General features: G+C 65.5%; 14 protein-coding genes, 1 tRNA gene and 1 other RNA gene. 8 read left to right on the forward strand and 8 right to left on the reverse strand.

Going from position 1 to position 12,044, the window contains the following annotated elements:
- Positions 1-62: 62 nt before the first annotated feature.
- A tRNA-Arg gene (locus tag ACX0GZ_RS10065) sits at positions 63-139 on the reverse strand.
- Between the two features lie 84 nt (positions 140-223).
- Between ACX0GZ_RS10065 and ACX0GZ_RS10070 the strand changes: the two genes are divergently transcribed.
- Positions 224-958 (forward strand): queuosine precursor transporter, encoded by a 735-nt coding sequence (locus ACX0GZ_RS10070; RefSeq protein WP_458815967.1) that lies wholly within the window; start codon positions 224-226, stop codon positions 956-958.
- 101 nt (positions 959-1,059) lie between these two features.
- Here ACX0GZ_RS10070 and purQ read toward each other — a convergent pair whose 3' ends face one another.
- From purQ to ACX0GZ_RS10100, 6 genes are all read right to left on the reverse strand, one after another.
- Complete coding sequence (gene purQ, locus ACX0GZ_RS10075) at positions 1,060-1,725, reverse strand: phosphoribosylformylglycinamidine synthase subunit PurQ (RefSeq protein WP_458815969.1); 666 nt, start codon at positions 1,723-1,725, stop codon at positions 1,060-1,062.
- Positions 1,722-1,952, reverse strand: coding sequence for a phosphoribosylformylglycinamidine synthase subunit PurS (gene purS / locus ACX0GZ_RS10080; protein WP_458815971.1), 231 nt, complete (start codon positions 1,950-1,952; stop codon positions 1,722-1,724). Before purS ends, purQ begins: the two co-directional genes overlap by 4 nt.
- Positions 1,953-2,089: 137 nt before the next feature.
- The gene (locus ACX0GZ_RS10085) at positions 2,090-3,022 is read right to left on the reverse strand and encodes an alpha/beta hydrolase (RefSeq protein WP_458815973.1); all 933 of its coding nucleotides are present in this window, start codon (positions 3,020-3,022) and stop codon (positions 2,090-2,092) included.
- Between the two features lie 129 nt (positions 3,023-3,151).
- A complete protein-coding gene (locus tag ACX0GZ_RS10090; RefSeq protein ID WP_458815974.1) occupies positions 3,152-3,583 on the reverse strand; it encodes an MAPEG family protein in 432 nt (143 codons plus the stop codon).
- A 177-nt stretch (positions 3,584-3,760) separates the two neighbouring features.
- Entirely contained in the window at positions 3,761-4,810 is a 1,050-nt protein-coding gene (locus tag ACX0GZ_RS10095; RefSeq protein ID WP_458815976.1) for a 1,9-bis(guanidino)-5-aza-nonane synthase, read from the reverse strand.
- Positions 4,811-4,985: 175 nt separating this feature from the next.
- Positions 4,986-6,212: a type III PLP-dependent enzyme gene (locus tag ACX0GZ_RS10100; protein WP_458815978.1), complete on the reverse strand. Its 1,227-nt coding sequence runs from the start codon at positions 6,210-6,212 to the stop codon at positions 4,986-4,988.
- Between the two features lie 159 nt (positions 6,213-6,371).
- Between ACX0GZ_RS10100 and ACX0GZ_RS10105 the strand changes: the two genes are divergently transcribed.
- Entirely contained in the window at positions 6,372-7,340 is a 969-nt protein-coding gene (locus ACX0GZ_RS10105; protein WP_458815980.1) for a threonine ammonia-lyase, read from the forward strand.
- 116 nt (positions 7,341-7,456) lie between these two features.
- Entirely contained in the window at positions 7,457-7,636 is a 180-nt protein-coding gene (locus tag ACX0GZ_RS10110) for a hypothetical protein (protein ID WP_458815982.1), read from the forward strand.
- A 112-nt stretch (positions 7,637-7,748) separates the two neighbouring features.
- Here the strand turns inward: ACX0GZ_RS10110 and ACX0GZ_RS10115 are convergent, their stop codons facing one another.
- Positions 7,749-8,405: an alpha/beta hydrolase gene (locus ACX0GZ_RS10115; RefSeq protein WP_458815984.1), complete on the reverse strand. Its 657-nt coding sequence runs from the start codon at positions 8,403-8,405 to the stop codon at positions 7,749-7,751.
- Positions 8,406-8,522: 117 nt separating this feature from the next.
- Here ACX0GZ_RS10115 and ACX0GZ_RS10120 point away from each other — a divergent pair, with 117 nt between their 5' ends.
- From ACX0GZ_RS10120 to ffs, 5 genes are all read left to right on the forward strand, one after another.
- Positions 8,523-9,608 carry a cysteine desulfurase family protein gene (locus tag ACX0GZ_RS10120; protein WP_458816197.1) on the forward strand — a complete coding sequence of 362 codons (1,086 nt, stop codon included), beginning with the start codon at positions 8,523-8,525 and terminating at the stop codon, positions 9,606-9,608.
- Complete coding sequence (locus tag ACX0GZ_RS10125; protein WP_458815986.1) at positions 9,605-10,687, forward strand: cysteine desulfurase family protein; 1,083 nt, start codon at positions 9,605-9,607, stop codon at positions 10,685-10,687. The genes ACX0GZ_RS10120 and ACX0GZ_RS10125 overlap by 4 nt, the downstream gene beginning before the upstream one ends.
- Entirely contained in the window at positions 10,684-11,019 is a 336-nt protein-coding gene (locus tag ACX0GZ_RS10130) for a 2Fe-2S iron-sulfur cluster-binding protein (RefSeq protein WP_458815988.1), read from the forward strand. Before ACX0GZ_RS10125 ends, ACX0GZ_RS10130 begins: the two co-directional genes overlap by 4 nt.
- A gap of 1 nt (position 11,020) precedes the next feature.
- Positions 11,021-11,884: a class A beta-lactamase gene (bla, locus tag ACX0GZ_RS10135; RefSeq protein ID WP_458815990.1), complete on the forward strand. Its 864-nt coding sequence runs from the start codon at positions 11,021-11,023 to the stop codon at positions 11,882-11,884.
- Between the two features lie 34 nt (positions 11,885-11,918).
- Positions 11,919-12,016, forward strand: an RNA gene (ffs, locus tag ACX0GZ_RS10140) — signal recognition particle sRNA small type.
- Positions 12,017-12,044 lie beyond the last annotated feature (28 nt).

The raw sequence follows: 12,044 nt of genomic DNA on the forward strand, positions 1-12,044 counted from the left end.
ATTCGGCCAAGCCAAGATTATGGCAGAGAGTTCAGTTTTTTTGCGCCATAAGGTCGGGGTGATGGCGCGCCCGGAGGGAGTCGAACCCCCGACCGAGGAGGTAGAAGCTCCTTGCTCTATCCAGCTGAGCTACGGGCGCGCACGCCGTCTCGATAGCGGCAATTGCACGGGCCGCAAACCGTCTTCATAACCGCGCGGCAACGAAGGCTTGGGGGGCTTTGCCATGTCGAATCGCGCAACCGTGCAGGATGTGGCGGCCGCCGACATGGCCGCGCGCGGCTTTCGCTACGTCGATTTCGTGATGGCGGCGTTCGTCGCCGTGCTGCTGCTGTCGAACGTGATCGGCGCGGGCAAGGTTGCGGCGGTCGAGGTCGGCGGCTGGCCGTTCGTGTTCGGCGCGGGCATCCTGTTCTTTCCGCTATCCTATGTCATCGGCGACGTGATGACCGAGGTGTACGGCTATGCCCGCGCGCGGCGGATCATCTGGGCCGGGTTCGCGGCGATGCTTTTCATGGCGGCGATGAGCTGGATCGTCGTCGCCATGCCGCCCGCGCAGGGCTGGGAAGGGCAGGAAGCCTATGAGGCCGTATTCGGCGCGGTGCCGCGGATCGTCGCGGCGTCGATCGTCGCCTTCTGGGCAGGCGAATTCGTCAATAGCTATGTGCTGGCGCGGATGAAGCTGTGGACCAAGGGCAAAATGCTGTGGACCCGGACGATCGGATCGACGGTGGTCGGGCAGGGGGTGGACAGCCTGATCCTCTATCCGCTCGCCTTTCTTGGCGTGTGGTCGACCAGTCAGGTGCTGACGGTGATGGCGACCAACTGGGCGCTCAAGGTGCTGTGGGAAATCGTCTTGACGCCGGTGACCTATGCGGTGGTCGGGTGGCTGAAGCGGCGCGAGGGCGTCGATGTGTTCGATGAGGGGACCAATTTCACCCCGTTCAGGACGCGGGTTTAGTCGCCCCTGTAACCCCGCTTGTTTCGAGCGAAGTCGAGAAACGCGAACGTAGCGCCAAGCTCACGTTTCTCGACTTCGCTCGAAACAAGCGGAATTAGGGGTCAGGCGATTGCCTTGAGCAAGCCTTCGAACAAACGCCGCCCGTCGTCGTTGCCGTGCGCGGCTTCGATCGCGCGTTCGGGGTGGGGCATCATGCCCAGCACATTGCCCTTTGCGTTCAGCACACCGGCGATGTGCCGTGCTGCGCCGTTGACGTGTTCGGTGTAGCGGAACGCCACGCGGTCGTCGTCCTCGAGCTGGTCCAGCGTGTCTTCGTCGGCGAAATAATTGCCGTCGTGATGCGCGACGGGGACGGTGATGACCTCGCCATGTTCATAGCCGCGGGTGAACGCCGAGCGCGCATTGGCGACCGACAATTTCACGTCGCGGCAGACGAAGTTCAGGTCCGAATTGCGCATCAATGCGCCGGGCAGCAGGCCGATTTCGGTCAGCACCTGAAACCCGTTGCACACGCCCAGCACCGGCACGCCCCGTTCTGCCGCATCGGCCACTGCCCGGACGATCGGGGATCGCGCGGCGATCGCGCCGCAACGTAGATAATCGCCATAGGAGAACCCGCCGGGCAGCGCGATCAGATCGGTGCCCGCGGGCAGGTCGCTGTCGCCGTGCCATACCATCGCAGGCTTCTTGCCGGTGACCGCCTCCAGTGCGACGGCCATGTCGCGGTCGCAGTTCGACCCCGGAAAGACGATGACCGCGGTCTTCATGCGCGTTCGACCCGGTAATTCTCGATCACGGTATTGGCGAGCAGCTTGCGGCACATCGCGTCGATGTCTTCATCGCTGGTGCCGTCGGCGAGTTCGAGGTCGATGGTCTTGCCGACGCGGACATCGCCGACGCCGTCGAATCCGAGCGATCCCAGCGCATGTTCGATCGCCTTGCCCTGCGGATCGAGCACGCCGTTCTTGAGAGAGACGAGGACGCGGACTTTCATGGGCGGCGGCTTCCGGCTGGGGGTGATCGGGTTGGCTCGCCCTATGGCCCCGTGGGCGGCGAATCGCAACCGGCTACCCCCACAGCCTCGTTCGTTTCTCGACTTCGCTCGAAACGAACGGAAGGTGGGAATGGACGTCAGACGTGCGTCGCGCTCCATGCGGCGAAGCGGTCGGTCCAGCCGCGCGCCGGGTGGCCGTCGCCATTGCCGACGCCGAAGCCGTGGCCGCCCTTTTCATAGAGATGCGCCTCTACCGGGATTCCGGCCGCGCGGGCGGCGGCGATAAGCATCAGGCTCATGTCCACCGGCACGACGGAATCGTCCATTGCGTGGACCAGGAACAGCGGCGGCGTGTCGGGATTGACGCGAACGTCGGGGGACAGTCGCGCCACGTCGGCGCGGTCCGGTTTCGGGCCGAGCAGGTTTTCCGCCGAAACGCTGTGCGTCGCGCGCGCGGCGAGCGTGGATACCGGATAGATCAGGCCGGCGAAATCGGGCCGTGCGGGCAGTTCGTCGGCGCGGTCGACGGGTGCATAGACGCGGTCGTTATAGGCGGTCGCCAGCACGCCCCCCAGATGGCCACCCGCGGAGAAACCGGCAATGCCGACCTTGTTCGGGTCGATGCCGAAGCGGCTTGCGTTCGATCGGATCATGCGGATCGCGCGCTGCGCGTCCTGCACGGGTGCATTGGCGCGCGGTTCCCATCCATCGATCGGGAGGCGGTAGTTAAGCACGAATACGCTGATCCCGTGCGGCGTCAGCGCGCGGGCGATGTTCGAGCCCTCATTCTCGACCGAGACGCCGGCATAGCCGCCGCCGGGGATCGACAGGACCGCACGCCCGTCGGGCTTAGCCGCGCGATAGACCGAAAGAGTGGGCATATCGACGCCCTTGCGCTCCGCCGGGCGGGTGCGCGGCGTGCCGGGGGGTGCCTTAGGCCACAGGTTGAGCGTCTGGCGCGCGGGCCAGGTCAGCGGATCAGGGCTGGTCTGGCCGATGGCGGAGCTGGCGATCCCGGTGGCGGTCAGGGCGAGGCCGGTCCCGATCAGCGTGCGGCGGTCGATGGTCATGATGGGTTCCCCGTTTCCGTTCGCACCGAGCTTGTCGAAGTGCTGTGCTTTTTTACCGGTTAGAAGAAAGGGCAGTGGTTGGCTACGCCGCGCTGCGGGTCAACAGGCTCAGCACGAACGGAGAAAGGGTCAGAGGAACAGCGCCATCCCCGCGTGCAGCACCAATCCCACCAGCGCCACCGACGACAGCGCGAAGAACAGGAACCGCACCGACACCTTGTTCCAGACCGCCTGAACGATGCTGTGGAGAATGCGAAAAGCCACATAGAGCCAGGCGAGGATCAGGTTGAACCCGTCGCCCTGGCCGATCATCGCCAGCACCAGCGCGACCGCGTAGAACAAGGTCGGCTGTTCCATCAGATGGTTGTAATTATGCGCCTTCCACTGAATGGCGGGGGGCAGCGCGAGATCGGCGTCGGCGGCCTTGGTGCCGCGCAACTTGCCGAGATCGATCCCGCTTTTGCGCATGGCGGGCAGGCGAGTGGCCATCATCCAGACCATCATGACCAGCGTCCAGCCGAGCAGGACGACGACGGGCTGGAGAATCGGTGCGTGCGTCATGTAAAAAGCCTCCCCCGAGAATGTTGAGGGGAGGCTGCCTCAATGAGTTGCGACGCGCAACGGGGTCGGTCGTGGGGGTGTCATCCCCGGCGCGTCATTGCGAGCAAGACGAAGCAATCCAGTGCTGCGTGCGGTCGCTCTGGATTGCTTCGCTGACGCTCGCAATGACGGGAGGCGTTACGAAAAAATTTTCGCCCAGGCCCGCTTCGGGCGGTCCTTCCAGTGCCCGCGGTGATAGGCGTCGGACGCCAGCAGCGGCATCACCGACCCGGCTTCCGCGAACACCATCTGTTCGATCGCGGTCGATACCTTGCCCCAGCTCGCCGCCTCCTGCAGCGTCGAGGACGAGCAAGCGCCGTCGCGCACGTCGGCGACGGTGATCTGCACCGCATATTTGTGGACGGCGACATCCTCGTGACCCAGGATTTCGGCGCAGACGACCGTGTCCTGGATGAAATTCTTGGGCACGCCGCCGCCGATCATCAGCAGACCGGTTTCGCCTGCCTGGATCTTGATCTCGGTGAGTTCGCGGAAGTCGGCGATGGCGTCCAATACCATGTACGGCTTGCCTTCCTTCGCGGCATCGACCTGATGCTTGACGAGGCCGAAGCCCGCCGAGCTGTCGACGAAGGCCGGGCAGAAGATCGGCACGTCATGTTCGTAGGCGAGCTTGACGAGGCTGTTCTCCTTCTTGCCGTGCTCGACGAGATATTTGCCCATCTCGCGGATGAATTCGCGGCTCGAATAGGGGCGCGGTTCCAGGCCGTTCGCGATCTTGTTGATCGTGAAGTCGCAGTCCTGAAGCTGCTCCTCGTCGATATAAGTGTCGTAGATGCGGTCGATGTAGAGCGAGCGCAGCGTATCGTCGTCGGGCACTTCCAGCGCCTGATAATGTTTGTGGCCCAGCCCTTCGAAGAAATCCATGTCGACGATGGTCGCGCCGGTGGCGACGATCACGTCGACCATGTTGTTGCGGACGAGGTCGGCATAGAGGTCCATGCAGCCGCCCGCGCTGGTCGACCCGGCGATCACCAGACAGACGGTGCAGTCCTTGTCGGCGAGCATGTCGTTGTAGATCTTGGTCGCGCGGCCCAGGTCGCGGCTGGTGAAGCTCATGTCGCTCATCGCGTCGACGATGGGGCGAGCGTCGAAGCTCTTGATGTCGATATGCTTGACCTGCTTCGAGAGCAGCTCGGCCTTGCGGGTGTCGTTGATGGTGTCGGTCAATGATTCCTCCGTGACCCAAATGCGCGTCATTCGGGGACGCGCGGACCCTATTCAAAAGTCTCCGTCATCCCCGCGCTGGCGGGGATCCATAAACGCAACGCGGCAATTCGATCGCGACGTTAGAGAATATGGATTCCCGCCTTCGCAGGAATGACGGTCGATTGTGCCGAGCCTGTTACAGCGTGAAGACGTTCGACGCGACTCGGCGCTGGCCTTCGTCGTCGAGATAGAGCGAGGCCATCGGCTCGTCCGCGACCTCGACGATCTCGTCCGAACCGAAGCCGTTGAACGCGGTTCGCATCGCAGAGCCATAGGCGCCCAGCATCCCGATCTCGATATAATCGCCCGCGCGGATGTCTGCCGGCAGGTCGAACGGCCCGGCCATATGGTCGAGATCGTCGCAGGTCGGGCCGTAGAAGCTGAACGGCATGTCCTTCGCGTCTGAATCGGGTTCGCGCAGCAGGCGGACGGGAAAGCGCCAGCCGATATGCGCGGCATCGAACAGCGCGCCATACGCGCCGTCGTTGATGTAGAGTTCGGAGCCGCGACGCTTTTCGACGCGGACGACGACGGAGGAATATTCCGCGCACAAGGCACGGCCGGGTTCCGCCCACAGTTCCGCCGAATAGCTGATCGGCAGCGATTCGAACGCGCGGTGGATGGTTTCGAAATAGGCTTCGAGCGCGGGCGGCTCCATGCCGGGATAGCTCGACGGAAACCCGCCGCCGACATCGATCACGTCCACCGTGACCGCCGCCTCGACGATCGCGGCGCGCACGCGCTCCATCGCCTCGGCATAGGCGTCGGGCGACATTGCCTGGCTGCCGACATGGAAGCAGATGCCGAGCGCGTCGGCCGCCTGGCGCGCCGCGAACAGCAGGTCCTTCGCTTCGTTCGGGGTCACGCCGAACTTGGACGCGAGGCTGAGCTTCGAATGGTCCGACGACACGCGCAGCCGGACGCACAGCGTCAGGTCGGCGGCATTGCCGGTGGCGCGCAGAATCTTTTCAAGCTCTTCCATCGTGTCGAGCGAGAAGGTGCGGACGCCGTGCGTATGATACGCCTCGAAAATCGCTTCCTCGGCCTTGACCGGGTGCATGAAGCACAGGGTCGCCTCCGGCAGCGTGCGCGCGACCATGCGGACCTCGGCGATCGAGGCGACGTCGTAATGCGTCACGCCCGCATCCCAGAGGATCCGCACCAGATCGGGCGAAGGATTGGCCTTCACCGCATAGAGCGTCTTGCCGGGAAATTTCTCGACGAAGAAACGCGCTGCGCGATCCGCGGCATGCGGACGAACGAGCGTGACCGGCTGGACCGGTGCGTCGGTTGCGATGGCAAGGGCGGTGTCGACCTTGCGGTGGGCCGTCGCTAGCCCGAGCGTGCTATGATGATTGTGCAATTCAAGGGACCTCCGATGCCAGGGCAGGCCCTGGTCTTACAGTTCGACAAACACTGCCTTGCGGTGGAAGTCCCATGGGGCAGCGGATGGGTCACATAGGGGGGGCGTTCCCCCATGTAAAGTCTTGCCGGACGCCAAGTTCCGCGCGAGGGTCGAGCCGTGACCATCGTACGACAGCCCACCCGCGCCGGCGTGCGCGACGCCGCGGCGAAAATTGCCGACATCCTGTCCGAAACGCCGTTGTTCATCCGCGCCATTCGCGGCGTCGATGTCGCGTTCAAGGCCGAATCGCTGCAGCCGATGGGGGCGTTCAAACTGCGCGGCGCGTGGCACCGGCTGACGGTGCTCGACGACGAGACGCGGCAGAAGGGGGTGGTCGCCTTTTCATCCGGCAATCATGCGCAGGGGATCGCCTGGGCGGCGCAGCGGCTGGGGATGCCTGCGACGATCGTGATGCCGTCCGACGCGCCGCGCACGAAGCGCGACGCGACGCTGGCGATGGGCGCGGAAGTCGTCAGTTACGACCGCGCGACCGAAAGCCGCGAAAAGATCGCCGCGCATCTGGCGCATGCGCGCGGCGCGGTGCTGGTCCCGAGCTTCGACGATCCCTGGGTGATCGAGGGGCAGGGCAGCGCGGCGCTGGAAGCCGCGATGCAGATGGAGGATCTGGGGCTGGACGAGCCCGTCCATGTCGTCGTTCCGTGCGGCGGAGGCGGGCTGGCGGCGGGCTCTGCGCTGGCGCTGCCCGATTCGCGAATCACGGTCGTCGAACCCGAAGGCTGGGACGATATGCGCCGCAGCCTGGAGGCCGGATGGATCGAACCGGTCGGGCCGGACGCGCCACCGACGGCGTGCGATGCGCTCCAGACGAAGGAGGTGTCCCCGCGCACGTTTGAGGTGCTGGCGCGGCGCGGCGCGACCGGGGTCGCGGTCAGCGAGCGCGACATCCGCGAGGCCCAGCGCTGGGCGGCGGCGACGCTGAACCTGATCGTCGAACCCGGCGGCGCGGTGGCGCTGGCTGCCGTGTTGAGCGGCAAGGTCGAGGTGGAGGAGGGGATGCTGGTGATCCTGTCCGGCGGCAATGTCGATCCCGAGGCCTTTGCGCGGGTGCTGGCGACGGACGACTGACTTTGCTCCAGCCACATCGTCACCTCGGACTTGTTCCGGGGTGACGGATGATCTGGTGGTCAGGGGCCGCCACAAATTCGGATGCGCTCGCCGAAAACCCGCGCTAGACCGCGCTGATGTCCGACTTTGCCCAGATCATTGCCGTCGCCGCGCCCGCCCTTGGCATGATCGCGGTGTTCGCCTTGCTGATCTTCGGGTTCCGCATGTTGCTACGCGGCGAGAATCGCAAGAAGGCGGCGCTGATGCTGGTGCTGGCGGTGGTGATCCTCGCCAACGTGTTCATCATGACGCTTTGAAAACAAGCACGCTTCCGAAAAGTCCATCTCGTCATTCCCGCGAAGGCGGGAATCCATAAGCACCGTCTTGGGTTATGGATTCCCGCCTTCGCGGGAATGACGAACTACGAACTCACTTGATCGGCGAGTTTGGGTCCAGCCGCATGTCGAGATAATTGTCCACGCTGCCCATCAATTGCTTCATTTCGTTCTGGAAGAAATGATTCGCGCCCGGAATGGTGTCGTGGTGGATGGTGATGTGCTTCTGCGTCCGCAGCTTGTCGACCAGCTTCTGCACCGCGCCCGGCGTCACCACTTCGTCGGCCTCCCCCTGGATGATGATGCCCGACGAGGGGCAGGGCGCGAGGAAGGTGAAGTCGTACATGTTCGCCGGCGGCGCGACCGAGATGAAGCCGCGGATTTCGGGTCGGCGCATCAACAGCTGCATCCCGATCCACGCGCCGAAGCTGACGCCGGCAATCCAGGTGGTCGATGCTTCGGGATGGAAGCTCTGCACCCAGTCGAGTGCGCTGGCGGCGTCCGACAATTCGCCGATGCCGTTGTCGAACGTCCCCTGGCTCTTGCCGACGCCGCGGAAATTGAAGCGCAGCGTCGCGAAGCCGCGCCGCTGGAACGTCTTGTAGAGTTCCTGCACGATATGGTTGTTCATGGTGCCGCCCGACGAGGGATGCGGGTGGAGGATCATCGCCACCGGCGCGCGCGGTTTGGGCGCGGGGGAGAAACGGCCTTCGAGACGGCCTTCGGGACCGGGGAAAATGACTTCGGGCATGGCACCTGACTTGACGTGAACGGGGTCGCGCGGCTGGCGCGCAAACGGGTGACGGCTATATAGGCCCGGCACCTTATCACGCAATCATCGGATAGGCTTAACGAATTGCCCGCACGCATCTATCTCGACCATGCCGCGACCACGCCCATGCTGCCGGAGGCGATCGAAGCGGTGGCGGAGGGCATGCGCCGTTGGGCCAATCCGTCGAGCCCGCACGCCGAGGGCCGGGCGGCACGCGCCGCGCTGGAGGAGGCACGCGCGCGGATCAAGGCGGCGCTGGGCTGGGATGGTGAGTTGATCTTCACCAGCGGGGCGAGCGAATCGATCGCGATCGCGATGAACAGGGGCCGGGCGGATCGAAAGTTGGTTTCGGCAATCGAACACGACTCGGTCATGCGCGCTGCCCCCGACGCGACCGTACTGAGTGTGGAAAAGGGAGCGATCGACGAGGACGTTCTTGACACGTTGCTGGCGCAAGGAGGGCGACCGCTTGTCGCTATCCAGCATATTAATTCCGAAACCGGTGCGATCCAGCCTGTGTCGAGCCTTGCGAAACGCGTCAGAGATGCGGGCGGCCTCTTGCTCAGCGATTGCTCGCAGTCGGCAGGGAAACTTGCGCTCCCCGACGCGGATATGCTGGTCGTCTCGGCTCACAAGTTCGGCGGACCACCTGGGATTGGCGCGTTGCTGCTGCGCGACTTTGTCATACTGGAGCCGGTGGGAGGTCAGGAGTTCGGTTATCGCGGCGGCACCGAAAATCTCCCTGCTGCGCTTGGTTTCGCTGCTGCCCTCGAAGCCACTCCGATTGATGCCGACGGCAATGCGCTCTGGTTGGGACGCGAACAGGGGATTGCCGACAACATTTACGATCTCGAATATGATATGCAACGGGCCGGCGGCGATTGGGTCGGCGGCAAGCCTGTGGGCGCACACCATATCATCGCGATCACCATGCCGCATCTGGCGGCGGCGGCGCAGTTGATACGATTCGACGCGGCGGGTTTCTCGATATCGGCAGGTAGCGCTTGCTCTTCCGGCACGCTCAAGACGAGCCGCGCGCTCAAGGGGTTCGGCCTCGACGACGACGCGGCGTCTCGCACGATCCGTGTCAGTTTCGGTTGGAGCACTACCCCCGAAGAGATCGCAGCGTTCGGCAAGGCATGGCACGCCATTGCTGCCGATGCCGCGGCACGCGCCGCATGACCTATCTCGATTACCAGGCGACGACCCCGCTCGCCCCGGAATCGTTCGACGCGATGCTGCCGTGGTTACGCGACGGTTTCGCCAATCCGCATTCGGCGCACGCGGCGGGGCGCAAGGCGAGGGCGGCGGTCGAGGCGGCGCGCGCGGACGTGGCGTCGCTGTTGCCGAACGGCGGCACGCTCGCCTTCACCAGTGGCGCGACCGAAGCGTTGAACTGGGCGATCAAGGGCACGACCGGCGGCATCGTGACGATCGCCACCGAACATGCCGCGGTGCTCGACACGGTCGAGGCGGAACGCGCGAAGGGCAGGGCGGTGACGGTGTTGCCGGTGGGTGTTGATGGCCGCGTCGATCTGGCGGCTGCACGCGACGCGATCGTGCCCGGCACCGGGCTGGTCGCGGCGATGCTGGTCAATAACGAGATCGGGGTGATCCAGCCGGTCAATGAACTCGCGGCGAGGGCGCGGTCGGTCGGCGCGCTTATGCTGTGCGATGCGGTGCAGGGCTATGGCCGCGTCGCGGCTCCCGAGGGCGTCGATCTGGTCGCGCTGTCGGCGCACAAGGTGCACGGGCCGAAGGGGATTGGCGCGCTCTGGCTGCGCGACGGCGTGTCGCTGTCGCCGCTGATGCATGGCGGCGGTCAGGAGGCGGCTGGCCGGTCGGGAACGCTCAGTCCGGCGCTGTGCGTCGGCTTCGGTGTTGCGGCGCGGCTGATGCGCGAGCGCGCCGAGGCGGATTCAGCGCATGTCGGGCGCCTGGTCGCGCTCGCGACGCAGCGGCTGGCGGACTGGCGGATCAACGGGTCGACCGGGCACCGCTATCGCGGCAACCTCAACCTGAGGCGCGACGGGCTCGACGTGGCGCGGCTGATGTCGGAATTGCGCGACATTGCGTTTTCGGCTGGCTCGGCCTGCGCCAGTGGGTCGGGTCGCCCGAGCCATGTGCTGCGCGCAATCGGGCTGTCGGATGCGCAAGCGCGGTCGAGCATCCGGCTCGGCTTCGGGCGCTATACGAAGGAGGATGAATTGCTGGACGCGCTTGACCGGATCGACGCCGCTGCACGGGCGCAGCGCGCGTGATTACCGTGCATTTCGTCAGCGCCGACGGCGCGACCACGCGCGACGTACGGGCCGAGGAAGGCGCGCGCCTGCTCGAAGTCGCGCAGAATGACGGACAGCCGCTCGAGGGCACCTGCGAAGGGCAGATGGCCTGTTCGACCTGCCACGTCATCGTCGCGGCGGAGGATTTCGACCGGCTGCCGCGCGCGAGTGAGGAGGAAGAGGATATGCTCGACCTGGCGGCGGGGGCGACGCGGACCAGTCGGCTGGCGTGCCAGATCATGCTCGATGCGTCGCTCGACGGACTGACCGTGCGGATGCCACCCGAACATCGCGACATGCAGGGGAGATAGAATGGACCGCCGTACATTGCTGGCCGCGCTGGGCGCGAGCGCTCTGACCGCCTGCGCCATGCCGCGCGGGGTGACCTCGGACGATACCGAACTCGCGACGATCCGTGCCGATCGCGGCGGGCGGCTGGGCGTCTTTGCTCTCGACACCGCGACGGGCGCGACGATCGGGCTGGATGGCGATGCGCGTTATGCCATGTGTTCGACCTTCAAGGCGCCGCTTGCCGCCGCCATTCTGGCGGAGGTGGATGCCGGGCGTCTGCGGCTCGACCAGCCGGTGCGCTTCACCCGCGCCGATCTGGTGCCTTATGCGCCGGTCGTCGAAGCCGCGCTCGATCGCGGCGCGCTGAGCGTCGAGGCACTGTGCAAGGGCATGGTAGAGGTCAGCGACAATGTTGCCGCCAACCTGCTCCTGCCGTTGATCGGCGGTCCGGCAGGATTCACACGGTTCGCGCGCGCACAGGGCGATGCGATCACGCGGCTCGACCGGATCGAGCCCAAACTCAACATCGTGCGCGGCGGCGACATTCGCGACACGACCACACCGCGCGCGATGGTCGGGCTGATGCGTGCCTGCCTGACGGGTGACACGCTGACGCCGGCGTCGCGCGACCGGCTGATCGGCTGGATGGTCGCGTCGCCGACCGGGCGCGAACGCCTGCGCGCGCGCCTCCCCGCCGACTGGCGCGCTGGGGACAAGACCGGCACCAGCGGCGACGGCTATTTCAACGACATCGCCATCCTGTGGCCACCCAACCGCGCGCCGATCCTGCTGGCCTGCTACCTCGATGCGCCAGGCCTAGACCTGAAAATCGCAAATGCTGTCCATGCGGAAGTCGGAGCGTTGATCGCGCGCCGCTTCGCCTGACATTGCAATCCGCAACCGGCGCGCCTATCTGCGCGGCGGGAGTCGGGCGGACGTGGTCGTCGCCAACTTGGTCAGGTCCGGAAGGAAGCAGCCACAACGATTTCGCCGCGGGTCGTTCCGGCTCCCACCTTCTCCCCCCGATTGATCGCTTCGCCTTCGA

The organism is Sphingomonas aestuarii, from assembly GCF_054457155.1.